Here is a 23,563-nt window from a genome sequence, read left to right as displayed (position 1 = left end):
TGGATGGTTTCGGCTCCGACGCCACCAGCCCCTACCACTACCAACTCGACCACCTCGGCACGCCACAGGAACTGACCGCACCAGACGGCGAAATCGTCTGGTCCGCCCACTACCGCGCCTACGGCCAGATCAGCCGCCTCGACGTCGGCAAAATCGATAACCCGCTGCGCTTTCAAGGCCAATACTTCGACGAAGAAAGCGGCCTGCACTACAACCGACATCGCTACTACAATCCGGATGTTGGGCGCTATCTGACGCCGGACCCGGTGAAGCTGGCGGGTGGGATCAATGCGTACCAGTACGTGCCGAATCCGACTGGGTGGGTCGATCCGTTAGGCTTGAGTTCATGTCCCGGTGACGATGGATGTAAACCCACCGCACGGCTCGAAAACCCAATTGGAAAGGCCAAGGTAAACGAGCGACTGCCAACGCTGCCCATGCCAGCAGGAAAAGAGCGACGTGCGCGCATTGACGAACTAACGGAGGAAAATGCAAAACAACGCGTGATGGAAATTGAAAAAAAATATGATATGCATACAGTGGCTAAACACGGAAAAGAAATACCCAGCACCGCCATGCAAATGCGTTCAATAGATGGAACAAATCCCGCAAATGGAAAAAAAGGGAAAGTAAACTCCAGCTCTCAATTCAAAAGCTGGAAGGTGCACCTTCACGCGCTTAATAAAGCCATCTATAAAATGCAGGGAGCCAATCCCCGCTATACAGAGCATGACGCTTCCGGCAACCCTGTGATCAAAATGGAAATAACAAATTCCGGACACGGTTACAAACCCAACAAAAAAGACAAAAACAATCCAAAATATATAGAGAGTATGAATAACGTTGAGGTCAGATTTGACAAAAATGATATAACCCGACCATTTACCGCGTTCCCATATTGAGATAATCATGTTGAAGTCACCTTTCAAAGACTCACCGTTCACACCAAAAATCTCCTATATCCTAGCCGCTCTATCCATTTACGACCTTGAGGAAACTAAAGGCGAGGCGCTTTGGGCATATGACCCTAACAGCAGTAAAGACCGGGAGATCATAATAAAAAATTATATCCTCGATGACCTTCTGTATTTGTCTTACAGGCATCGATTTATTCTGATGTCGATGCTTAAAGATGCGCTGGATAGTACGAACTTTGATTTTGCGAAAGAGTTCGAGAGTGACTACGATGAGCACATCACAATAGCTTGGGATGAAACAGAGATAGCCGACCCTAGAGGCTTTTTCGCCGACATCTACCGCTTAGCCAATGAGGTATGGAGGGACGACCTTCATAAAGCCAGCCTCGAAGATCAATCTACTTGGTAGAAGCAACACAACTTTTCCTGACACAACTAAGACACTGTGGCGAGCGAGCTCGCCACAGCAACTGACTTTACACCTGGATGCCTCAAAAACAGGCTCACTCAACACCGAGTGAGCCCCCACTCACCGCTTCGAAAGCTCCATAATCATCCGACTCAACAAATACACCCGCGGCACCACACTCTCCACCTCCGCATATTCCTCAGGCGTATGAATATTGCCCCCCACAATCCCGAACCCGTCCAGCGTCGGCGTGCCCACTCCGGCCGACAAACTGGCATCCGCCGCGCCGCCGCTGCCTTCAATGGTCAACTGCTTGCCCAACTCCCCATAAATGCCCTGGGCAATCGCCACCAACTTGTCGGACTCTGCCGTCTGCGGCATGGGTGGCAAACCGCGTTTGAGGCTGGTGGTCACTTCGGTGTCCGGAATCAGCTTGTTGGCTGATACGCGCACCAAGTCCTTTTCGATCCGATCAAACTCTTCCGGCAATGCTGCACGTACGTCAGCCTTGGCAGTGGCGTGGTCGGGGATAACGTTGGTGCGGTCGCCGGCGTTGATCACGGTGAAGTTGATGGTGGTTTTCTTGTCCTCGTCGCCCAGTTTGCCCAGTTGCAGGATCTGATGCGCGGCCTCCATTGCGGCGTTGCGTCCCAGTTCCGGGGCGACACCGGCGTGGGCGGCTTTGCCTTTGACGTCGACCACGGCGGTGGCGCTGCCTTTGCGCCACACCACCAGGCCATCGGCGGGTCGGCCGGGCTCCAGGTTGAGGGTTACGTCGTGGCCCTTGGCGGTTTTGCGGATCAGGTCGGACGCGATATCGGAGCCGGTCTCTTCGCTGGCATCGAGCAGAAAGGTGATTGTCGCGTAGTCCTTGAAGCCCTGGTTTTTCAGGACTTTGAGCGCGTAGATGCCGGCAACGATGCCACCCTTGTCATCCATCACGCCGGGGCCATAGGCGCGTCCGTCCTTGATGTGAAACGGGCGCTCGGCGGCCGAGCCTTCCTTGAATACCGTGTCCATATGCGCCATCAGCAGGATGTTGGCCTTGCCGCTGCCCTTGAGCGTGGCGATCACATGGCTGCTGTTGGCGGCGGCATCCGGGACGCGTTCGATGCTGAAACCAAGCTGCTTCAACTCATCGACCGCGATGTCACTGACTTGTGTCAGCCCTGGCCCATAGCCGGAGCCCGAATCAATGTTCACCAGGCGCTCCAGCAGTTTCAGCGCTGGGCCTTTGTATTGCTCGGCATCCGCCTGAATCTGTTTATGCGGCTCGGCGCTATAGGCCGGGAGTGAGAAGGACAGCGCCAGCGTGGCGGCCAGAAGAGTACGCGGGAAGGTGAAAAGCATAAACCGATCCTTGTTAAGTGCTGGTAGGAAAAGTCACACCCTACCCCACTAAACGGACCGCAACCAACTGCCCTGTACGCAACTGACGCGGTTGCGCCCGCCGCTTTTGGCCTCGTATAGCGCGAGGTCGGCATCGTTGAGCCAACGCGTGCAATCGGCATGCTCCGCTTGATACGGCGCCAGGCCGATGCTCAAGCTGGCGCGCAAGGTCGGGTCCTGGTCATAGACCAGCGCGTTGAAACGATCACGCAGGGTATCCATCACGTCGGTGGCACGATTGAGCGGCATGCCCGGCATGATGATGCAGAACTCATCACCCCCGTAACGCCCGGCCAGATCGGTGATACGCAAGTTCTGGCGCAACACTTTGCCCAACTGGCGCAGGACGATATCACCGGTGACATGGCCATAGGTGTCGTTGATGAGTTTGAAATGGTCGATGTCAATCAGCGCAATCACCGCAATCACCGCGCCCTGTTGCTCGCGGCGACAGCGTTGAAATTCGATCTCCAGATGATCCTTCCACGCGCCATGGTTGAGCAAGCCGGACAGGCTGTCGGTACGGCTCAAGGCCAGCAGTTCGCGCTTATGCCGGGCCAGGGTTCGGGCCTGTCGATAGCAGATCCAGCCAAGCGCCAGCGAGTACAGCATCAGGATCGGCAGGCAGCCATAAAGCTGGGCCTGGGTCCACGTCCACACCCACGCCGATGGATCGAGGGGGTACATGCCAAACAACACGCACACAAAACCGAGCGCCAGCCCCAGCGCGCGGGATTTATACAAACGGGTAGCGAGCGGAACTCCGTTTCCTCCTGGGGCAGCCATGGTCGGGTGTGATCCTGGATGAATGACTGGAGTCTATCAGGGTAACGGCCATTAGCCACCAATGCTTATTGGCCGGTCGCTGGCATGGGCACCGCAGATCGAACTGGAGCCTCTGTGGCGAGCGGGCTTGCCCCGCGTTGGGGTGCGCAGCGCCCCCACTCCAGCAAAACGCGGTGTACCTGATACGGATCAGCGCCTGGTTTTGGGGCTGCTGCGCAGCCCAACGCAGGACAAGCCTGCTCGCCACAGGGAATCTGCACTTAACTGAACGGCATTAGGACAAGCCTGCTCGCCACAGGGGTAACTGGTCCATCCCCCCTGTCAGCAGCCACCCGCCAAACGCTCACGCAAAAACTCAACCAGCGCCTGCACCGGCCTGGAGCTTTGTCGATGCTGCGGATACACCGCCGACAACGTCAGGGCCTCGGGAGCGAAATCGTCCAGCACCTTCACCAGACGGCCGTCCTGCAACGCTTCACCAACGATGAACGTCGGCAAATAGGTAACGCCCAAACCGGCGATGGCCGCGTCGCGCAGCAGGTCGCCGTTGTTCACGCGCATGCGTCCGCTGACATTCAACGCCTGCACTTTGCCTTTGAACCGCCATTGCACCTGGCGGCCATGACCGTAAGGCAGGCAGTCGTGCTCGGCGAGGTCGTCGGGCTTTTGCGGCGTGCCGCGCAGGGCCAGATAGTCGGGGCTGGCGCAATACACACGGGGGATACTGGCGATGCGGCGGGCAATCAGGGTGGAGTCTTCCAGGGTGCCGATACGCAACACCAGGTCGTAGCCTTCGCCAATCAGGTCGACGGGCCGATCGCTCAAGTCGACCTCCACCGCAACGTGCGGGCAGCGCTGTAAAAACGACGGCAACAGGCAGCCCAGGTGCGCCATGGCAAACGACAATGGCGCACTCAGGCGCAGGGTGCCGCGCGGTTCGCTGTTCTGGCCGGCGATGCCCTGCTCCACTTGCTCGACATCGCTGAGCAGGCGCAGGGCCGATTCGTAGTAACTCTGGCCCAGTGGTGTGACATCCAGGCGGCGCGTGGAACGGTTGAGCAAACGCACACCGAGGCGGTCTTCGAGCTGGATCAGGCGGCGGCTGACGAACTGCTTGGACAGGCCCAGTTGCTCGGCGGCGGCGGTGAAGCTGCCAGACTCCATCACCTGGCAGAACAGGCGCATGTCTTCAAACGGGTTCATTGTCGCTTCTCGGTAGACAGTTGGCAGGTTTATAGCGGTTAACCAGGCACACCACAAAACAAGTTGTGGGAGGAGGCTTGTCCTCTCCCACAGGGAGCATCGGCGCGTCCAAAAACCGGTTACTTGGCAGTAAACGCCGAGTAGCTGTTCATCAGGTTGCGGTAGTTGGGGATGCGCGGCGACAGCAGGTTGGCCAGGCCTTCCATGTCGTTGCGCCAGTCAACCTGCAGCTCGCAGGCCACGCAGAACCAGTTCACCAGTTGTGCTCCGGCGGCGCTCATGCGTGCCCAGGCCGCTTGTTGCACGGTTTCGTTGAAGGTACCGGAAGCGTCAGTGACCACAAACACGTCGAAACCTTCAGCGAGAGCGCACAGCGTCGGGAACGCCACGCACACATCCGTGACCACGCCCGCGATGATGATCTGCTTGCGTCCGGTGGCCTTCACGGCGTTGACGAAATCCTCGTTGTCCCACGCGTTGATCTGGCCTGGACGCGCGATGTACGGCGCATCCGGGAACAGCGCCTTGAGCTCCGGCACCAGCGGGCCGTTGGGGCCGGCTTCGAAGCTGGTGGTGAGGATGGTCGGCAAGTTGAAGAATTTGGCGACGTCGGCCAGGGCCAGCACGTTGTTCTTGAACTCGTTGGGCGAAAAATCCTGCACCAGGGAGATCAAGCCCGTCTGGTGATCCACCAGCAGTACCACGGCATCGTCTTTGTTCAAGCGCTTGTAGGTCATGGGTTAGCTCCTTCAGGGGATTAAAAGGCAAAGCACGAGCAGCCGAACGCACCCCAGAAACCCTGGAAGTCGCTGACCGGCACGCTGGAAAGCCGCGCTGTTTCATGGCGGTGGGCATGCACGCCACAGGGGCCGCTGCACTGGTGAACCTGAGCCTGCATCGGCGCACCCGGGCGCCAATGGCCGGGCACCTTGACCACCGGCGACCAGTCCGGCAGCACCGGCACACGCGGCGGCGCGAAATCCTCGAAGTCGCCAGCGCCGTACACCACCTTGCCGCCGACCACGGTGAGCACCGACTCGATCCACTTGATGGCTTCTTCGTCGACACTGAAGAAGTCCGCCGACAAGGCGGCGACATCCGCCAACTGGCTAACCTTGATCTGGCCCTTCTTGCCCTGCTCCGACGAAAACCAGGCGCTGCCATGGGTGAACAGTTCCAGCGCAGTGAGGCGCGGCAGGCCTTCGGCGTGCAGCGCCAGGCCGCCCACGGTGCGGCCGCTGACCATCCAGTACAGCGAGGTCCATGGGTTGTAGCTCGATACGCGCGTGGCATCGGTGCCCGCCCCCACTGGCACGCCTTCGGCGAGCATGCGCTGGATCGGCGGCGTGGCTTCGGCAGCCTTGGCGCCGTAGCGCTCAACGAAGTACTCGCCCTGGAAGGCCATCCGGTCCTGGATCGCGATGCCACCGCCGAGGGCACGCACGCGCTCGATGTTTTGCGGGGTGATGGTTTCGGCGTGGTCGAAGAACCATGGCAAGCCGTTGAACGGGATGTCGCGGTTGACCTTCTCGAACACGTCGAGCATGCGCGAGATGGATTCGTCATAGGTAGCATGCAGGCGGAACGGCCAGCGTTGCTCGACCAGATGGCGCACCACTGGCTCCAGTTCCTGCTCCATGGCCAGCGGCAGGTCGGGGCGCGGTTCGAGGAAATCTTCGAAGTCGGCCGCCGAGAACACCAGCATTTCGCCGGCGCCGTTATGGCGCAGGTAGTCATCGCCCTGGTGCAGCGTGACGCTGCCGGTCCAGTGTTTGAAGTCGCTGAGTTCTTCCTTGGGCTTCTGGGTGAACAGGTTGTAGGCGATGCGCACCGTCAGTTGCTCGTCCCTGGCCAATTGCTCGATCACCGCGTAGTCGTCGGGGTAGTTCTGGAAACCGCCGCCGGCGTCGATGGCGCTGGTGAGACCCAAACGATTGAGTTCACGCATGAACTGGCGGGTGGAGTTGACCTGATACTCCAGCGGCAGCTTCGGGCCCTTGGCCAGGGTCGCGTACAAAATCATCGCATTGGGCCGCGCTACCAGCATGCCGGTGGGGTTGCCGTGGCTGTCGCGCACAATCTCGCCGCCCGGCGGGTTCGGCGTGTCTTTGGTGTAGCCGGCCACGCGCAGGGCCGCGCGGTTGAGCAAGGCGCGGTCGTACAGGTGCAGCACGAACACCGGCGTGTCCGGCGCGGCCTGGTTCAACTCGTCCAGGGTAGGCATGCGTTTTTCGGCGAACTGGAATTCGTTCCAGCCACCGACCACGCGCACCCACTGCGGGGTGGGCGTGCGATCGGCCTGGTCCTTGAGCATGCGCAAGGCATCGGCCAGGGACGGCACGCCTTCCCAGCGCAGTTCGAGGTTGTAGTTGAGCCCGCCGCGAATCAGGTGCAGGTGCGAGTCGTTGAGACCCGGGATCACCGTGCGACCCTTGAGGTCGATGACCTGGGTGCCGCTGCCGCGCAGGGCCATGGCCTCGCCGTCGGTGCCCACCGCGACAAAGCGGCCCTCGTGGATGGCGACGGCGGTGGCGCGTGGGTTTTCACGGTCGACGGTGTGGAACTGGCCATTGAACAGGATCAGATCAGCGTTCATAGGGTTTCCTTGACAGAGGCTTCAAGCCAGGGCGCGAACAGACGGGTGGCCGCCGGCATCAACAGGTACACCACCAGTAGCACAATGGTCAGGGTGACCAGAAAGGTGGAGACCACATAATTGGACAGGAACGGGTGCAGGCGCAGAATCGGCCCCCATATAAACGGCAGGATCAAGGTCTGCGGCAGGATCACGCACAGGCTCACCACTGCCTGCTTCCAGCGCGGCGGCTTGGCCGCGCTGTCGGCAAGGGGGGTGAACCAGAACTCGTTGGCGCCGCCGACTTCGGTGTTGTCGCCGTCGGCGAGCATCGGCGCGGCTTCGTCGATCAACAGCTTGCGCTGCGCGGAGTCGAGCCACACTTCAAGGTCGTGGGTGGAGCGGTAGCGCAATACGCAGGTGAACAACGCCTGGCCGTTCTGCGTGCCACGCACCACGTCGACGCCAAGGTGGCCGGGGCGCTCGCCGGCGATGCGCACGATGCGTCGCAGCCAGGCTTCGTAGTCGGCCTCGCGACCGCGCTTGATCAGGTGTTTGACCACCAGGGTAACCACTTCGTCGGGGCCGGTGCCGGATGTTGCGTCCATGGTGTTGATTCCCCTGCAGCGTTGAGCGATGGGGGAATTCTGCCGGTATTGGCCGGGCGGGAATTGGATGTATGTGCTGTAACGAGCGCTCAGTTCATCCCGTCGTCTGCTGTCGACGTCATAAGCGAGTCGCGAGCAGCGTCCCTTCAATCAGCGTGAAAAATGACACCCAGTCATTGCTGATCAACAGGTCGACTAATTGCGCTTTTTTCCATGCCATTCAATCCATTGGGCAAAGGTGGTACGCGCCGTGCAAACGTTTGCGCTACGAACCTGCCAGGCAGGTTTACGTTTACCCGACCAATCGGGTCTCAACCGCGCAGGAATAGGGATTTTCAATGCACTTGAACACAAGGCCCCGGGCCTGCTTTGGCGTTTCCATGCTCCTGGCCGCCGTTACGGGAGTACTCAGTGCACCCAGTTTGGCGCAGGAAAAACCCACCGATGACTCAGCACAGGGCGAAACCCTGAGCCCTGAAGCCAGCCCTGCGACGAAAAAGGGCGTTTATCTGTCGCAATGGTTCAACCAGGACCTGACCCTGATCGGCAGCAAAGACATCAGCTTTGGCCCCCGGCCGCAGGATGATGTGTATCTGGAATACGAATACTTCGGCCGCAAGGGCCCGTTCGAGCTGTACGGCTATGTCGACGTGCCGAAAATTCTCACCATCGGCAACAGTAACGACAAGGGCGTGTGGGACCACGGGTCGCCGGTGTTCATGGAGCATGAACCGCGCATCTCCATTGACTACCTGGCCGGCCGTAGCTTGGCCGTCGGCCCGTTCAAGGAATGGTACGTGGCGTTCGACTGGATCTACGACCACGGCAGCAACAAGGAAAACCGTGCCAACACTCTCTACAGCGGCCTGGGCACCGATATCGACACGCACTCACGGGTCAACCTCTCGGCCAACTTCTATGGCCGTTACCAGTGGGAAAACTACGGCGCCAGCAATGAATACTCGTGGGACGGCTACCGTGCGCAGATGAAGTACATCGTGCCCATCGGAACGTTCGACAACGGTGCCTCGCTGACCTACATCGGCTTTACCAATTACGACTTCGGCTCGGACCTGCACAAGGACAACCCGGCGCGAACCGCCAACTCACTGGTGGCGACCAACGTTCTGCTTTACTCGTTCACGCACCTGCGTTTCACCCTGGTCGGCCGTTACTTTCACAACGGCGGCAACTGGGAAGATGGCAGCGAGCTGAATTTCGGCGAAGGCAACTTTCGCGCACGCTCGGACGGCTGGGGTTACTACGCCGGCGTGGGCTATCAATTCTGATCAAGGAGTTTTGGATGAAAGCGTTTACCCGTGTGTCGATCGCCATGAGCCTCGCGCTGCTGCCATCTGTGGTGTTGGCACAGACCGCACCGATCAAACCCAAGGTGATGCTGATCACCATGTTCGCTCCAGAGGCGCAAACCTGGATCGATCGCCTGGCACTCAAGCAAGAAGTCCGGGTGCCCGGCCTGTCCGCCGAATACCCGGTGATTCGCTGCAACACCCAGGACGTGTGCCTGTTGGTGACCGGCATGGGCCAGACCAACGCGGCAGCGTCGACGCTGGCACTGGCGTTGTCGCCCAAGTTCGACCTGCGCCAGAGTTACTTCCTGATCGCCGGAATCGCCGGCATCAGCCCCAAACACGGCACCCTCGGTACGGCGGCCTGGGCCCATTATCTGGTGGAGTTCGGCACCCAGTGGGAGCTGGATTCGCGGGACGTGCCCAAGGACTGGCCCACCGGTTATATCGGCATCAACACCAAGGGGCCCAACGAAAAACCACCGTTGGACTACAAGACCGAAGTGTTCGAGCTGAACCCCAAGCTGCAGGCCAAGGCCTTTGCCCTGTCGCACAAGGTCACGCTTTCTGAAAGCAAGGAATCGGCGGCCTGGCGCCAGCACTACCCCGCGGCTCCCGCCAACCAGCCGCCGCAGGTGACCCGTTGCGACACCCTGGCGGGCAACACCTGGTTTTCCGGCACGCGCCTGAGCGAGCGCGCCGAGGTGTGGACCAAGCTGCTCACCGACAACAAAGGCGAGTACTGCACCACGCAACAGGAAGACAACTCCACCTACGAAGCCTTGCTGCGCGCCAGCCGTGAAGGCCTGGTAGACATCCAGCGCCTGGCCGTGGTGCGCGCGGGGTCGGACTTTGACCGCCCGTATCCGGGCTACAGCGAGGTGGACAACCTGCTCAAATACGCCGACCAGGGCGGCTTTGTGCCGGCGCTGGAAAACCTCTATCGCACCGGTAACCCGCTGGTGCAGGCGATCCTAAACAACTGGTCGGCGTGGGAAAAAGGCGTACCCGAGGCCGAGTAATCTACAACGCTTCCAGCCCCCCCGAATGCTCCTGTGGCGAGCGGGTTTACTGTAGTGAGTGGGCTTACTGTGGCGAGCGGGCTTGCCCCGCGTTGGGGTGCGAAGCGCCCCCAATTAAGTCGCATGCGGTGTACCTGACACTGCTCAGCGTCTGGTTGTGGGGCTGCTGCGCAGCTCAACGCAGGACAAGCCTGCTCGCCACAGGGAATCTGCGCTTAACTGAACGGCATTAAGGCTAGCCCGCTCGCCACAAAATGCGCTGTCTATTGAGATTAGTGAATTTTTAACCTCCATGAAGATCACTTGCTTACATCACAAACCTGGCAATGGCGCCACTCGGATGCGCCCCCAGGCTTGATCAAGGAGAAAAATCATGGACTTATCAGCACAGGTCAACGGCAAGGCGCAGATTGACTACACCCAGGACACGTTGTTCGGGCCGCTGGCCAAACATGCGGAATGCCAGGTCAGCGTGCAGCAAGAATCCGACTGCCTGATACTCAAGGTGCTCCAACCCCTGCCCGACGACCTGCATCACGCGCAGACGGTGGTGTTCGCACTGGAGGGCAAGCGCACCAGCGCCGTGGTCAAGCACCGCAAGCGCCTGTCCGATCACAGCTTGCGTCTGGAGCTGGAAACCCAATAGCCAAGCTGAATGCAATCGCAATTGTGGGAGGGGTCAAGCCCCTCCCACATTTTGAATAGAGCCAGCCAGGAAAACGTCGGTCGATTCAAGACCGACGCGCTCCGAAGCTGGCGAGCATTCAGCCATGGGCCGACTTGGCACACTCACAATTAGCCGACGCAGCACACGGCTCACCATGGGCGTGATGCTGGGCACAGCCCTCACAGCAGTAGCCCTTACCGTCTTTCATTACCGCATCGACACCCAACACGCACTTGCAGTGTGGGCAGGCACAGGTTTGATCTGGCATGGTCAGACTCCTTTTTCATGGTCGTCATGGCGCGGCGAACGCCGCCACCTTAAGCAGTGACTGTGGCCCGCCGCGGATGGTTCAAACCATCATTCGCTGCGCGCATTGCTGCGATACATGAACACCAGCGCCAGCGCCAGGCAGACCATCGCCACGATGCGGCTGCCCGACAATTCAATGGCCGGATTCCCCAGCCAGCCGAAGTTGTCGATCAGCATGCCCATCGCCAATTGCCCGGTGATCACCGCCACTGTGGCGACGGCAGTGCCGACCACCGGCACCGCGCCCACCATCACAATCATATAAACCACGCCGAACAGCGCGCCGGTGAGTTGCCATTTCGGAACGTCCAACAGGCTCACGGCGTGCGCCGGTTCGAAGAAGAAAATCAGCAACGCCGTTACCAGTGCGCCGATGCCAAAGGTCACCAGACTGCTGCGCAGCACGCCGACCGTCTGTCCCAGGCGTCCGTTGATCGCCGCCTGCACACTCAATACCGCGCCTGCGGCAACCACGACCACCAGTAATAAAATCAGATTCATCGCCTCAACCCCGCGCAATCAAAACAAGTGCCACCACAATCAACGCCAGGGCAATCCAGCGTTCACCATTGACCCGCTTGCGGGCCGTGCCGAACCAGCCAAAGTGGTCGATCAACACGCTCTTGCCCACCTGACCCGAGAGAATCGCGATCATGGTCATGGCAATCCCGATGTGCGGCGTGGCCAGGGTCAGCACCACCACGTAGATCGGCCCCAAAAAACCACCGATCAACTGCCAGCGCGGCAGCTCGCTCAACGCCGGGCCCTTGCGCGCGCCGCTGAAAAACAGCAGCAGAAACAGCAGCGCCGAACCCACCCCGAAAATGCTCAAGGTCGCCCACAGATGCCCCACCTGCTCACCCAGCGGGCCGAGCAAACCCGCCTCCATCGACAGCCCCATGCCCGCCAGAATCACCAGCGGCAACAGCAGCAGCTTCAAAATGTTTCGTTTTGGCCTGGCCTGCGCCACGCCCTCGACAGAACTTGCCTGCATACATCACCTGCGCTTCGACAAAAAGTGGATGGCGCGCATTATCCAGTGGCCGCCCTGTGCGATAAATGGGAGCATGCGGACAACACCTTTGCGCAATACGCACAATCAGGAGGCCGGATGCAGGGTTTGAATGAGCTGAGCTTCAAGGCGCTGCGCCTGTTCGTCGCCGTGCTGGACCATGGCAGTTTTTCCGAAGTGGCCCGCCGCGAAGGCCTTGCGCCCTCCTCCATTTCCCGACAGGTCCAGTTGATGGAGCAGGCCCTCGGCCAGCAATTGCTCTACCGGCACACCCGCGCGGTGAGCCCCACCGAGGCCGGGCGCCTGCTCGGGCGGCATGCGCGCTTGATGCTGGAACAACTGGAAGCCGCCGGCCAGGCCCTGCAGGAACAGGAAAGCGAACCCAGCGGCCTGGTGCGCATCAATGCCCCGATGGTGTTCGGCCAGCGTCACCTGTCGCCCTGGCTGGGCGAGCTGTGCCGGCGTTACCCCAAGCTGCAACTGGACATCCAGCAAACCGACACCTTCGTCGATCCATTGCAGGATGGCACCGACCTGCTGTTTCGCATCGGCGTACTCAACGACTCCGGCATGCAGGCACGCATCTTCGCGCCCCAGCGCTTTCGTCTCGCTGCCAGCCCCGCTTATCTGGCGCAGCACGGCACGCCCAGCCACCCCGATGAACTGCTCAACCACCACTGCCTGGCCTACAAGGGCGTCACCGGCCAGCAACGCTGGTTCTTCCGCCGCGCCCAGGGCGAATGGACGCCCTACAGCGTCAAGGGCCCGATCACCGGCAACCACGCCGACACCCTCACCCACGCCGCAGAACAGGGCCTGGGATTCGTGGTATTTCCATCATGGCTGATCGGCGAGAGCCTGCGCGCCGGAACCTTGCAGGCGGTGCTGAGCGACTACGAAGTGGCCACCACCCTCGAACCGCAACAGATCGCCGCGCTGTGGCCGGGTAGCCGACGCTTGTCGCTGAAGGTGCGTACGGTGATCGATTACTTTGCGGCGTGTTTTGGGACGGTGCCGTATTGGGATCGGTGAGCGTTCAGGCGACGCGGGCGTTATGCGTGAGGAAATTTCCTAGTAGGAAAAGTAGTCCGGGGCCGATTTTACGGGCCACTATTTATGACACCCGTCTTCAAGAGGCAGACTCCAGCAACGTCCTTCTTCGGAGAATTGCCATGAGTGGCCTGTACTACAAAAAAATACGATCTGGCCGGTCTGACAGCTGTCTACCCGTCTTTTATAGCTCAGCTGGTTTTGGCGATATTTGGCCAAAACATGGAGAGAACTCTATGGTTACCGTACCGCTGGGCGAAGCAAAGAATAATCTGTCAAAACTGGTTGATGAGGCCGCCGCTGGCAACATCATCACCATCGCCAAGCATGGGCGCGCAATGGCCCAACTCGTTCCGATGACCAAGCCCAAAGGCAAGAGGGTTGGCGCAATGAAGGGGAAACTCGTCATCCCGGACGACTTTGACGCTCCCCTACCGGACGATCTGCTGGATTCGTTTCAGGGCAAGGCCTCATGAGGGTCCTGTTGGACACTCACATCCTGCTTTGGGCACTCAGTGGCGATCCCAAACTGTCCAGCAAAGCACGAAAGCTCATCGAAAATGCAGCCGACGTTTACATCAGCGCGGCGACATTCTGGGAGATGGCAATCAAGGTAAGCCTGGGAAAGCTCCATGTCGATCTGGACGAAATTCGTGGGTACTGCCTGGAGAGCGGTGTCGTCGAATTAGCCATCACCTCCGAGCATGCCATCGCGGTAAAGGATCTGAAGCATCATCACAAAGACCCTTTCGATCGACTTATCGTTGCAACCGCCATCAGCGAACCGACGAGACTATTGACCACCGATCCGCAGGTTGCTCGGTACACATCGCTGGCGATCCTCATCTAGATCACCCCGACACTCGGATACTCAGATCAAAACAACCATTGCCCAATCAACCACGCATTCGCCCCGCTGATCACCGCAAACAGGAACCACGCCAGCAACCGCGTGGGCAGGCGATTGACGAACGGGCCCATCAGTTGCTTGTCACCCGTCATTCGAATCAACGGGTACAGCGCAAACGGCAACTGCAGGCTGAGCACAACCTGGCTGAGAATCAGCAGTTTGCCGATGGCATCGTCGCCCATCAGCCACACCCCGAGGAATGCAGGGATCAACGCCAGGCCGCGGGTGATCAGGCGTCGTTGCCAGCACGGAATACGCAGGTTGAGGTAACCCTCCATGATCACTTGCCCGGCGATGGTGCCGGTGAAGGTGGAGCTTTGCCCGGAGGCCAGCAATGCGATGCCAAACAGGATGCTGGCAAACGCGCCGCCCACCAGTGGGTCGAGCAGATGGTAAGCGTCCTGGATTTCCACAACATCGGTGTGGCCGGTCTTGTGGAAAGCGGCGGCGGCGAGTACCAGGATCGCGGCATTGACCAGCAGCGCCAGCGCCAGCGAGCCAATGGTGTCGATACGTGCCAGCTTGACCGCGTCCTGCTTGCTGGCCAGGTCCTTGCCGATCATCCGGGTCTGCACGATCGAGCTGTGCAGGTAGAGGTTATGGGGCATGACCGTGGCGCCAAGGATGCCGATGGCCAGGTACAACGGCGCCGCATCGCTGATGGCCGAGAGCGACGGGGTGAACCCGCTCAACACATCCGGCCAGTAAGGTTTGATCAGCACCAGCTCGATAAAGAAACACACGCCGATGGTGGCAACCAGCGCCAGCATGATCGCTTCCAGGCGGCGAAAACCCCGGTTCTGCAGGGCCAGGATCAGCAAGGTATCAAAGGCGGTGATGACGATACCGGTGGTCAACGACACCCCCAGCAGCAGGTGAAACGCCAGCGCGCAGCCGAGCACTTCGGCGAGGTCGGTGGCAATGATGGAGATTTCGGCCAATACCCACTGAGTGCGGGCCGAACGTTTGCTGTAGCGCTCACGGCACAGCTGCGCCAGGTCCTTGCCGGTGGCAATACCGAGCCGCGAGCACAGGCACTGCACCGCCATCCCCGCGAGGCTGGCCAGCAGCACCACAAACAGCAGGTTGTAGCCGTAACGCGAACCGGCCTCGATGGCCGTGGCCCAGTTGCCCGGGTCCATATAGCCGATGGAGATGAGCAGGCCAGGGCCAGCGAACATCAGCGCGCGCTTGAAGAACGACGCCTTGGGGTCAACGGCAACGGAGCCGGCCACTTCCGGCGGGCAGAACGGGGCGGTAGCGATTTTGGGCAGGCTGAATTTCACGCGCGATTCCAGGTAAACACACAAGACAGGCACGCAGCTTAGCAGTCGGACACAACCGTGCGCATCACCGTGTCCCGAGGCAGATCGAACGCTTCGACCACCTGCACCACCAGGTCCAGCTCCTGGTTCAAGGCTTCGCGCTCCATGCGCTGGCGAATCACCCCCACCACCAACACCGCAAGAGTGGTGATGGAGTACGCAGGGCCTGAGAATGCCCGCACGCCACTGACCAGCAACATCGCCGCCGCAAGCGCCTGGCCCACCACCGGAATCGCCGAAGCCGCGCCGCGTCGCAGCATGAATCCGCTCAGCCCCGCCAGCGCAGTGCCGCTCAAGGCAGCAGTGGCCGAGCGGCCGACGGCGAAGCGACTGAACAGGCCCTGCTCCTTTTGCGCCGCGGCGCGCAGTTCGGCGTCGAACAGCTGACGGTCAGCCTGACTGAGTTTGTCCTTGTACTGCTCGATCAGTTTCTCGGCGACCTGCGCTTCAAGGTCGGCAAGCGCAACGCTGGCGATCGGCTCGTCGCCTTTGATCCCGAGCCGCCCCGCCACGTCCTGGGCAATCTGGCGATAATTCACGCCATGCCCGCGGGCAATGTTCATCAGGCTGTCGCCGCCCATGCGCTGCAGTTCAATGGCGAGCCTGCGAGGGTCGCGCACCGAGGCGTCAATCGAGGCACTGCGCTTTTGCGACATCAGCTCGGCCAAAAACTTCAACTCGTCCGGCCGGGCCTGCATCAGCACGGGGAACAGGTCGATATCCTCTTCGGCAAACCGCACTTGGCTGCTGCGCGGGTCAAAGCGCATCATGCCGCGCCGCTCCTGCAACAGATCGGTGTACTGCACCACTGTCTTCAACTGCGGCCAATACGCCGCATGGTCGAAGCTGGCCAGGTGCACATTGGTCAACTTGGTCTTGAGCGCAGGCGTGACGGGGATGGCATAGCGGCCAATACAGCGCTCGGTGTCGGGCTTCATCGCCAGAGCCCAGTCCTTGCTGGAGTGGCAATTGATGACACGCCCGGTCAATGGCGCCGCCACTTGCTCCCAGGGGCTGGATGTACAGATTGCGCCGCCCATCAGCAGCACATTGTTCAGCGGCAGCTCGCGCGCGGTTTCAGGGCTGGCGAGCAGGCTTTTGACAAGAATGCGCGCGCCCAGGGAATGACCGATCAGGTTGATGCGGCGCACCGTCAGTGATTCGCGGTGGAGGTAGTTGGCCAGCTCCGGCAGCAAGCTTTTGGCGACCTCATCCACTCGCGTCTCGACGCTTTTATAGTGGTCGAGAAAATACGCAATCGCCTTGCCCAGCCCAACGGTTGCCGCGCCCAGGCCACCACCGCCGAGCATCGAAGCGATCACGTCCTTGAACGGCGCAAACAGGTTTTCCAGAAAATGCCCGGCCGGCCAGAACAGCATCAGGTTGGTGGAGCCTTCGATACCTGCCAGTTGCTGCTTGAAGTGACCCAACTGCTGCTGATTGAAGAAAGCCGAATAACCGTGGACATAGAGATTGAGCACATCGCCCTGAGGCTCGCCACACAATACAAACGTGGGCTTGCGGGTGCGGTGCATTTCATCCCACTGCTGCTGCATGGGGCGGTGACTCCTGGCGACGATGGAGGACGATGGTAACAAAGGGCAGCCAGGGGCAATGTGAAAAAAACATGGATATTGCGGCCTTCAGCAAGCGAAGTTGTCGATCTTCACCTGCCCGTCGGGAAACGTCGCGATGATTTCCAGTTCACCTCCCATGGCGCGTATGTAGTTACGCAAGGTGCTGATATACATGTCCGTGCGACGCTCCATTTTGGAGACCGCAGCCTGGTTGACCTTCAATGCCTTGGCCATGCTCTCCTGGCTCAACTGCTGGGCTTTGCGCAGCTCATGCAACGGCATTTCTCTCAGATGCTGCCTGAATATCTGCTCGGCCTCAGCCCGCGATTCGGGTGACATGCGAGCTTGAAGTTCAGCGAATTTCCTAGCCATGGTTACGGCCCTCTTTACGCAGTGTTTCCAAATGAACGTCATACAACTTATCAGCCACGCGGACGTGCTCTTCGTACCATCGATGCCGCGCTGCTTTATTGCCACCAATCAACAGCAATGCGCAACGGCGGGGATCGAATGCATACAGCACCCTATATGGGCGACCAGCGTGCTGCACCCTCAGTTCGCGCAGGTTACCGTGTCGAGATCCCTTGACATCGCTGCTGTGGGGAAAGCGCAAATCTGGCCCGAACAGCCCCAGCAGATCAACGCTGGCAGATACCGAGGATTGCTCTCCTGTATCCAGATCAGCCCACCAGTCTCCGAATTCGTCCGTGTATTCTATGTCCCAGCTCATGCAAATATGCCACCCATGGAATATAAACTCAAGGGCATAACTCTAGACCGTGAGATTTGCCTCGCCAGCGGCAAATTATTTGTACGTACTACAAGTCTTGGCCGATGCGCAGGCGCGGCAAAAATACAATTCTCAGTCGGCAAAAAGCGCTCTAATAGCGCCCTGTTGACTGGCTTTGAAGATTCTGGAGTTCGCAATGCCCCATGAAGGCAACCTGTTACAAGCAGCCGTGGTGTTTCTGCTCGCCGCCGTGCTCACCGTGCCGCTGGCCAAGCGCCTGCAACTGGGCGCGGTGCTCGGCTATTTGTTCGCCGGGGTGATCATTGGGCCCTCGGTGTTGGGCCTGGTGCGTAACCCCCAGAGCGTCGCGCAGTTCTCCGAACTGGGCGTGGTGTTGCTGCTGTTCATCATCGGCCTGGAGCTGTCGCCCAAGCGTTTATGGGTGATGCGCAAGGCGGTGTTCGGCGTCGGCCTGGCGCAGGTGCTGCTCACCGGCGTGGTGATGGGCGCGGTGGCGCTGTGGCTGTTCGGCCAGGCCTGGAACAGCGCGATTGTGCTGGGCCTGGGCCTGGCGCTGTCGTCCACGGCGTTCGGCCTGCAAAGCCTGGCCGAGCGCAAGGAACTCAACCAGCCCCACGGTCGCATGGCCTTTGCGATCCTGTTGTTCCAGGATATCGCCGCCATCCCGCTGATCGCCATGGTGCCGTTGCTGGCCGGCGGCAGCCACCCCACCACCGAGTCCGAAGGCCTGCAGCATGGCTTGCAGGTGCTGGGCAGTATCGCCGTGGTGATCATTGGCGGGCGGTACCTGTTGCGCCCGGTGTTTCGCATCGTGGCCAAGACCGGCCTGCGCGAAGTGTCTACCGCCACCGCGCTGCTGGTAGTGATCGGCACGGCCTGGTTGATGGAGCTGGTCGGCGTGTCCATGGCCCTCGGTGCCTTCCTCGCCGGCCTGCTGCTGGCGGACTCGGAATACCGCCACGAACTGGAATCCCAGATCGAACCGTTCAAGGGCCTGCTGCTCGGGCTGTTCTTTATCAGCGTGGGCATGGGCGCCAACCTCAGCCTGCTGCTCAGTTCGCCGCTGGTGGTCATCGGCCTGACCCTGCTGCTGATCGGCCTCAAGCTGCCGATCCTGTATGCCGTGGGCCGAATGGCCGGTGATCTCAACCGCGAAAGCGCCCTGCGCCTGGGCGTGGTGCTGGCGGCCGGCGGTGAATTTGCTTTTGTGGTGTTCAAGATCGGCCGCGATCAGGGCCTGTTCGAACCGCAGTTGTACGACATTCTGGTGCTGACCATCACCCTGTCCATGGCCATCACGCCGCTGTTGCTGCTGATCTGCCCGAAGCTGTTCAAGCGCAAGAGCAAGCCGGTGGAAGTGCCCGAGGAATACCGCGCCATCGAAGGCGACGCGCCGCGCGTGGTGATCGCCGGCATGGGTCGCATGGGGCAGATCGTCGCGCGGATCCTGCGTGCGCAGAACATTTCGTTCATCGCCCTCGACACCTCGGTGGAAACCATCGAGCTGACCCGCAGCTTCGGCGGCATGCCGGTGTTCTACGGCGATCCGCAACGTCCGGAAATCCTGCACGCGGCCAAGGTCGACCAGGCAGAATTCTTCGTGATCGCCATGGACGACCCGGAAATCAACATCAAGACCGCCGAACTGGTGCGCAACCTCTACCCGCACATGAAGATCATCGCCCGCGCACGTAACCGTCAGCACGTGCACCGCCTGGTGGACCTCGACGCCTCGCCGATTCGCGAGACCTTTTACTCCAGCCTGGAAATGAGCCGCCGCACCCTGGTCGGCCTGGGGTTGAGCCAGGCCCAGGCCGATGCGCGCATCAACCGCTTCAGGAACCACGACCTGCAAGTGCTCGCCGCCCAGCATGCGGTGTACGACGACGCGGCCAAGGTGATGCAGACCGCCCAGGAAGCGCGCGCCGAACTGGCGCGGCTGTTTGAGATGGATCGACTTGAGGAAGAGTCCGACAAGGTGTGAGGCTGGAGAGGAACGATCTTGCGAATTTTCTGACAGAATAAGGCGCAATTTCGTTTTTTTACCGGAGTGCTTCATGGCCACTTTCACCAAGACCGCCGTCCTGCTTGCCCTCGCATTGACCGCCGGCAGCGCGTTCGCTGCCACCAAGCCAAGCACACAGACCATCTCCACCCTGGGCGGCAAGTTCACCTTCAGCCTGCCCAAGGCTTACGTCGCCGATACGTTGCCGGCCGGCAAGGCCGAGGACGGCACCGGCGACACCCAGGGCACGATGTACGCCAATCAGACTACGAAAAGTGTGGTGATCGTCGCCGAAACCGTGCGCAAGGACGGGGTAAAGATCGAGGACAACGACCCGAAGTTCCTTGACGGCGCCGTCGCCGGTTTCATCAAGGACCAGACCGCCGCCTTGCCAGACTTCAAGAAACAGAGCGAGAAAAAACTCAACTTCAAAGGCCTGGGCATGCGTCAGGTGGACAGCACCGCCACCCAGGGCGGCGGCAAGACCTTGAACTCCACGTTCTTGAGCGGCTCAGGTAACCAGTTGCTGGTGATCCAGGCCATTTCCCGGGCCGACGATGTGAAGGGGCATGCCGAGTTGGTGAAACAGATCACCGGCAAATAACCTACTTCCACAACCAATACAAAAACCCTTGTGAGAGGGGGCTTGCTCCCTCCCACATCGCAACTGTGTTCACTTTAGATTCGATTCAAGCCAGGCCTTGAGGTCCTGTACCTCCGCCGCGCTGATTGTGTGGTTCATGCCTTCATACGTATGAAACTGCGGCTTCAACCCGAGGCCCACCAGCGCCTCGTTCGCCCGCGTCGCCGACGCATACGGCAGCGCCTGGTCCAACGTGCCATGGCCGATAAAGATCGCCAGCTTGCCCAGCGCCTCATCGGGCTTGAGCTCGGCCTTGAGTACCGGCAGCACGCTGCCGCTCAGCGCCGCGATGCCCCGCAGCAACTCCGGCTGACGCAAGCCCACCTCATAGGACATGATCGCACCCTGGCTGAACCCCACCAGGAACACGCGATCGCTCTGGGTGTGGTACTTGGCCGTGGCCTTGCGCACGAAGTCTTCGATCAGCGCGGCGCTGCGCTGCAAGTCGGCAGTTTCGCCGTTGTAGTCACGCTCGCCGGTGGTCTTGGTGAACCAGCGATAACCATGGGGGTCCACCGGCGTCGGCGCGCGAGCCGACAGGTAGGTCCAGGTCGAAGGCAATGCGTCCTTGATCCCGAACAGGTCTTGCTCGTCGCTGCCGAACCCGTGCAGAAAGATCACCAGCGGCTGGTTGTGTGCATCGCCCTGGGTCTGCTCCAGGTAGGACAACGGCAAATCGGTGTGCAGGTTCGAGTCGGCGTGAGCGGCACCGGCCACCAGGGTCAGTGCCAGGGCAAACAGTTTGAGCATGGGAAATCACCTCAGGGTTTGCGTAACAGATAAGTGTCCATGATCCAGCCATTTTCCAGGCGCGCGGCCTTGCGCACCCGTTCGATTTCTTCAGCCACTTCACTGACCTTGCCGCTGATCAGAATTTCATCCGGCGTGCCCAGGTAGGCCCCCCAATAGATATCAAAGCCCTGGTCAGCCACGCTGCGGTAGGAGTCCTCGGCATCGAGCATCACCACCAGCGTATCCGCATCGCTGGCCTGCCCTGCCGCCAACCGGCGCCCGGTGGTGATCTCGACGGACTTGCCGATGCGGTTCAACGCCACTTTATGTTGCGCGGCCAGGGCCTGCACGCTGGTGATGCCGGGGATCACTTCGAATTCGAATTCGCACTGCCCTGCGGCCAGAATCGCCTGCAGGATGCGAATGGTGCTGTCGTACAGCGCCGGGTCGCCCCAGGCCAGGAACGCACCGACCTCGCCGTCGGCCATGTGCTCATTGATCAGGCGCTCGAAGGTGGCTTGCTTGTCACGATTAAGGCCCTGCACCGCCGTGGTGTAGTCGATTTCACCGCGCACGCGCTCCGGGCAATCGGCCTCGACGAAGCGGTAGCCGGGCTCGGTGATGTAGGTGTCGCAGATCTCGCGGCGCAGGTCGATCAGCTTGTCCTTGCTCTGGCCCTTGTCCATCAGGAAGAACACGTCGGTGCGGTTCAGCGCCTTCACGGCCTGCATCGTGATGTAGTCAGGGTTGCCGGCGCCAATGCCGATGATCAGGATGCGTTTCATGGGGTGCTCTCAATGCGGGGCATGGATGTTGCCATGTTCGGGAAGCCAGGGGTGAGTATCCAGGCGCAGACGCCACACGCCGGTAAAGCGCAGCTCGACGCAGGACAGCGGCGCGACGTCGATCCGATAAATCATTTCGACCGGCATGTGCAGCACCTGCAGCATCACCGCGCGGATCACGAACGGATGGGTCACGGCCAGCACATGGCCGGGTTGGGTTTGCAGTTGCTTGAGCCACTGCGCGGTCCGCTCGCACAACCCGTCCACCGACTCGCCACCGTGGCGCGCGCCGGCGCTGTCGGCGAACCAGGCCCTGACTGCGTGGGGGTCGAGCTGGTCAATCGCCTGGCCTTTCCAGCGGCCCATGTCGAGATCGCGCAAGGCGGGTTCCAGCGTGGCCTCGTTGCCGAAGAGGCTGGCGGTCTGGCGGGTTCGCAACTCGGGGCCGCACACCATCTGCGGGGGTTTGTTGAAGCGACCGGCCAGGGATAATGCGTCACGCTGCCAATCCAACACCACCGATTCGTCATCGGCAAATCGCGCGTATTTCTGCGCCGGCGTGGCGGCGTGGCAGACAAGGGTCAACCGGGTGGGTTGCATCGCGGGTTCACTCTGGGTGGGTGCAGTTCACCTGGAACGGCGAAGTTGTATTCATATGTTACAACAAACCTGGAAAAGCCCGCTGGACGCTGGGCCAACGCCCACAGCATGCGGCCTTGAGCCGAATTTTTCACATTGGATCCCCTTCCTGTGGCGAGGCTGTACTAGCATACGTGCTGACGGGGCGGACTATCACTGTGGGTTATTCGTATTGGCACCTCAACCCCGTCGCTGCAAGGCCGAATACCCGCACCTGACTCATGGACGATTGGATGAACGCTCAGCTGTTTCCCCATATAGGCAAAGTCATTGCCAGCACCGGAAGCCGACATTTCCCACGCATGCTGCACGACCTGATCCTCACCCAACTGGCGGTGGACGCCACCCATATCACCCAACTGCGGGTGAGCCCCGAGGGGCACACGCGGCGCAAGATCAGCCCGGTCTACACCGATTCGATGGCAACGCTGGGCGAGGAGCAACCTGCCGCGCAACTGCATCTGACGCGGCGCAAGGACGATGTGCGCTACATCCTCTCTGTGTACCGCTCACACCAGTCCGAAAGCTTTTCGCCGCAGGAGCGCAACATGCTGGAAGAGTTTTCCACGCTGTTGCTGCCCATGGTGGAAAAACACATCACCGCAATCCAGCCCTGTGGCGAGAGCGAACCACTGGCGGCGCAGCATCAGGGCATCGAGACCCTGCGCCGGCGCATCGAGGAACGCCTGGTGCAATCGGGGCTGACCTTGTCCAACCGCGAACTGGAAGTGTGCGTCGGCCTGCTGGCCGGAAAAACCGCACCGGAGCTGGCCGAACAACTGGCGTTGAAGGTCAACACCATCGAAAGCTACCTCAAGCGCGCGTCGATCAAACTGGGCATCAGCGGGCGGCATTCGCTGTTGCGGTGGATGTACGCCGCCGAGAACAACACCGGTCTTTAAGCCAACCTCGATCAAAGGGTGGGAGGGGCTTGCGCCC

General features: G+C 60.5%; 27 protein-coding genes. 11 read left to right on the top strand and 16 right to left on the bottom strand.

Translation table 11 applies throughout. From position 1 onward, the window contains the following. Together TU75_RS26440 and TU75_RS11130 are read left to right on the top strand one after the other, a co-directional pair. A partial coding sequence (locus tag TU75_RS26440; RefSeq protein ID WP_211267967.1) for an RHS repeat domain-containing protein occupies nucleotides 1-902 on the top strand: 902 nt, incomplete at its 5' end. Nucleotides 903-909: 7 nt separating this feature from the next. Next, nucleotides 910-1,326, top strand: coding sequence for a hypothetical protein (locus TU75_RS11130; protein WP_060548953.1), 417 nt, complete (start codon nucleotides 910-912; stop codon nucleotides 1,324-1,326). A 120-nt stretch (nucleotides 1,327-1,446) separates the two neighbouring features. Here the strand turns inward: TU75_RS11130 and TU75_RS11125 are convergent, their stop codons facing one another. The 6 genes from TU75_RS11125 to TU75_RS11100 all read right to left on the bottom strand — a co-directional run bounded on the left by TU75_RS11125 (nucleotide 1,447) and on the right by TU75_RS11100 (nucleotide 7,887). Continuing rightward, nucleotides 1,447-2,676: a M20/M25/M40 family metallo-hydrolase gene (locus tag TU75_RS11125; protein ID WP_003235622.1), complete on the bottom strand. Its 1,230-nt coding sequence runs from the start codon at nucleotides 2,674-2,676 to the stop codon at nucleotides 1,447-1,449. 48 nt (nucleotides 2,677-2,724) lie between these two features. After that, nucleotides 2,725-3,501, bottom strand: coding sequence for a sensor domain-containing diguanylate cyclase (locus TU75_RS11120; protein ID WP_060548952.1), 777 nt, complete (start codon nucleotides 3,499-3,501; stop codon nucleotides 2,725-2,727). 321 nt (nucleotides 3,502-3,822) lie between these two features. After that, nucleotides 3,823-4,704, bottom strand: coding sequence for a LysR family transcriptional regulator (locus tag TU75_RS11115; RefSeq protein WP_060548951.1), 882 nt, complete (start codon nucleotides 4,702-4,704; stop codon nucleotides 3,823-3,825). Between the two features lie 119 nt (nucleotides 4,705-4,823). Beyond that, nucleotides 4,824-5,441: an isochorismate family cysteine hydrolase YcaC gene (gene ycaC, locus TU75_RS11110; RefSeq protein WP_003235616.1), complete on the bottom strand. Its 618-nt coding sequence runs from the start codon at nucleotides 5,439-5,441 to the stop codon at nucleotides 4,824-4,826. A 20-nt stretch (nucleotides 5,442-5,461) separates the two neighbouring features. Next, the gene (locus TU75_RS11105) at nucleotides 5,462-7,300 is read right to left on the bottom strand and encodes an amidohydrolase (RefSeq protein ID WP_060548950.1); all 1,839 of its coding nucleotides are present in this window, start codon (nucleotides 7,298-7,300) and stop codon (nucleotides 5,462-5,464) included. Next, nucleotides 7,297-7,887: a putative antibiotic biosynthesis monooxygenase gene (locus TU75_RS11100; protein WP_003235611.1), complete on the bottom strand. Its 591-nt coding sequence runs from the start codon at nucleotides 7,885-7,887 to the stop codon at nucleotides 7,297-7,299. Before TU75_RS11100 ends, TU75_RS11105 begins: the two co-directional genes overlap by 4 nt. Nucleotides 7,888-8,267: 380 nt before the next feature. On the opposite strand from TU75_RS11100, the gene TU75_RS11095 reads away from it, so the two are divergent. From TU75_RS11095 to TU75_RS11085, 3 genes are all read left to right on the top strand, one after another. Beyond that, nucleotides 8,268-9,176 (top strand): nucleoside-specific channel-forming protein Tsx, encoded by a 909-nt coding sequence (locus TU75_RS11095; protein ID WP_231981989.1) that lies wholly within the window; start codon nucleotides 8,268-8,270, stop codon nucleotides 9,174-9,176. Between the two features lie 14 nt (nucleotides 9,177-9,190). Next, nucleotides 9,191-10,219, top strand: a complete 1,029-nt coding sequence (locus TU75_RS11090; protein ID WP_003235607.1) for a purine-nucleoside phosphorylase — start codon at nucleotides 9,191-9,193, stop codon at nucleotides 10,217-10,219. Nucleotides 10,220-10,592: 373 nt separating this feature from the next. Next, complete coding sequence (locus tag TU75_RS11085) at nucleotides 10,593-10,865, top strand: hypothetical protein (protein WP_003235605.1); 273 nt, start codon at nucleotides 10,593-10,595, stop codon at nucleotides 10,863-10,865. A 118-nt stretch (nucleotides 10,866-10,983) separates the two neighbouring features. Here the strand turns inward: TU75_RS11085 and TU75_RS26430 are convergent, their stop codons facing one another. The 3 genes from TU75_RS26430 to TU75_RS11075 all read right to left on the bottom strand — a co-directional run bounded on the left by TU75_RS26430 (nucleotide 10,984) and on the right by TU75_RS11075 (nucleotide 12,189). Beyond that, nucleotides 10,984-11,154: a putative metallothionein gene (locus TU75_RS26430; protein ID WP_003235603.1), complete on the bottom strand. Its 171-nt coding sequence runs from the start codon at nucleotides 11,152-11,154 to the stop codon at nucleotides 10,984-10,986. Between the two features lie 89 nt (nucleotides 11,155-11,243). Continuing rightward, nucleotides 11,244-11,696: a DMT family transporter gene (locus TU75_RS11080; protein ID WP_015371872.1), complete on the bottom strand. Its 453-nt coding sequence runs from the start codon at nucleotides 11,694-11,696 to the stop codon at nucleotides 11,244-11,246. 4 nt (nucleotides 11,697-11,700) lie between these two features. Next, the gene (locus tag TU75_RS11075; RefSeq protein WP_032870959.1) at nucleotides 11,701-12,189 is read right to left on the bottom strand and encodes a DMT family transporter; all 489 of its coding nucleotides are present in this window, start codon (nucleotides 12,187-12,189) and stop codon (nucleotides 11,701-11,703) included. A 117-nt stretch (nucleotides 12,190-12,306) separates the two neighbouring features. Here TU75_RS11075 and TU75_RS11070 point away from each other — a divergent pair, with 117 nt between their 5' ends. The 3 genes from TU75_RS11070 to TU75_RS11060 all read left to right on the top strand — a co-directional run bounded on the left by TU75_RS11070 (nucleotide 12,307) and on the right by TU75_RS11060 (nucleotide 14,107). Next, a complete protein-coding gene (locus TU75_RS11070) occupies nucleotides 12,307-13,239 on the top strand; it encodes a LysR family transcriptional regulator (RefSeq protein ID WP_003235598.1) in 933 nt (310 codons plus the stop codon). Between the two features lie 140 nt (nucleotides 13,240-13,379). Next, the gene (locus TU75_RS11065; protein ID WP_231981991.1) at nucleotides 13,380-13,733 is read left to right on the top strand and encodes a type II toxin-antitoxin system Phd/YefM family antitoxin; all 354 of its coding nucleotides are present in this window, start codon (nucleotides 13,380-13,382) and stop codon (nucleotides 13,731-13,733) included. After that, nucleotides 13,730-14,107, top strand: coding sequence for a type II toxin-antitoxin system VapC family toxin (locus TU75_RS11060; protein WP_060548949.1), 378 nt, complete (start codon nucleotides 13,730-13,732; stop codon nucleotides 14,105-14,107). The genes TU75_RS11065 and TU75_RS11060 overlap by 4 nt, the downstream gene beginning before the upstream one ends. Nucleotides 14,108-14,133: 26 nt before the next feature. Here the strand turns inward: TU75_RS11060 and TU75_RS11055 are convergent, their stop codons facing one another. The 4 genes from TU75_RS11055 to TU75_RS26425 form a co-directional block, all read right to left on the bottom strand. Continuing rightward, nucleotides 14,134-15,453 (bottom strand): Nramp family divalent metal transporter, encoded by a 1,320-nt coding sequence (locus tag TU75_RS11055; protein ID WP_003235592.1) that lies wholly within the window; start codon nucleotides 15,451-15,453, stop codon nucleotides 14,134-14,136. 38 nt (nucleotides 15,454-15,491) lie between these two features. Then, complete coding sequence (locus tag TU75_RS11050; protein WP_003235590.1) at nucleotides 15,492-17,048, bottom strand: DUF726 domain-containing protein; 1,557 nt, start codon at nucleotides 17,046-17,048, stop codon at nucleotides 15,492-15,494. A gap of 87 nt (nucleotides 17,049-17,135) precedes the next feature. Then, the gene (locus TU75_RS11045) at nucleotides 17,136-17,441 is read right to left on the bottom strand and encodes an XRE family transcriptional regulator (protein WP_003235588.1); all 306 of its coding nucleotides are present in this window, start codon (nucleotides 17,439-17,441) and stop codon (nucleotides 17,136-17,138) included. Next, nucleotides 17,434-17,799: a type II toxin-antitoxin system RelE/ParE family toxin gene (locus TU75_RS26425; protein ID WP_003235585.1), complete on the bottom strand. Its 366-nt coding sequence runs from the start codon at nucleotides 17,797-17,799 to the stop codon at nucleotides 17,434-17,436. The genes TU75_RS11045 and TU75_RS26425 overlap by 8 nt, the downstream gene beginning before the upstream one ends. A gap of 196 nt (nucleotides 17,800-17,995) precedes the next feature. On the opposite strand from TU75_RS26425, the gene TU75_RS11035 reads away from it, so the two are divergent. Both TU75_RS11035 and TU75_RS11030 read left to right on the top strand, forming a co-directional pair. Then, nucleotides 17,996-19,804, top strand: coding sequence for a monovalent cation:proton antiporter-2 (CPA2) family protein (locus TU75_RS11035; protein WP_060548947.1), 1,809 nt, complete (start codon nucleotides 17,996-17,998; stop codon nucleotides 19,802-19,804). 73 nt (nucleotides 19,805-19,877) lie between these two features. Next, a complete protein-coding gene (locus TU75_RS11030; protein WP_060548946.1) occupies nucleotides 19,878-20,429 on the top strand; it encodes a DcrB/PsbP domain-containing protein in 552 nt (183 codons plus the stop codon). Nucleotides 20,430-20,498: 69 nt separating this feature from the next. Here TU75_RS11030 and TU75_RS11025 read toward each other — a convergent pair whose 3' ends face one another. Genes TU75_RS11025 through TU75_RS11015 form a run of 3 tightly spaced genes read right to left on the bottom strand, consistent with a single transcriptional unit; the run spans nucleotide 20,499 to nucleotide 22,585 of the window. After that, nucleotides 20,499-21,218, bottom strand: a complete 720-nt coding sequence (locus tag TU75_RS11025; protein ID WP_060548945.1) for an alpha/beta hydrolase — start codon at nucleotides 21,216-21,218, stop codon at nucleotides 20,499-20,501. Between the two features lie 11 nt (nucleotides 21,219-21,229). Beyond that, entirely contained in the window at nucleotides 21,230-21,985 is a 756-nt protein-coding gene (gene cobF, locus TU75_RS11020) for a precorrin-6A synthase (deacetylating) (protein WP_015371864.1), read from the bottom strand. A 9-nt stretch (nucleotides 21,986-21,994) separates the two neighbouring features. Next, nucleotides 21,995-22,585, bottom strand: coding sequence for a histidine phosphatase family protein (locus tag TU75_RS11015; RefSeq protein ID WP_060548944.1), 591 nt, complete (start codon nucleotides 22,583-22,585; stop codon nucleotides 21,995-21,997). Between the two features lie 272 nt (nucleotides 22,586-22,857). Here TU75_RS11015 and TU75_RS11010 point away from each other — a divergent pair, with 272 nt between their 5' ends. Then, complete coding sequence (locus TU75_RS11010) at nucleotides 22,858-23,526, top strand: helix-turn-helix transcriptional regulator (RefSeq protein WP_060548943.1); 669 nt, start codon at nucleotides 22,858-22,860, stop codon at nucleotides 23,524-23,526. The last annotated feature ends 37 nt before the right edge of the window (nucleotides 23,527-23,563 follow it).

This window comes from Pseudomonas poae, assembly GCF_001439785.1.
Classification (GTDB): Bacteria; Pseudomonadota; Gammaproteobacteria; order Pseudomonadales; family Pseudomonadaceae; genus Aquipseudomonas; species Aquipseudomonas poae.
The sequence above is the reverse complement of the archived record's forward strand: the minus strand, read 5'-3'. Positions and strand labels throughout refer to the sequence as shown.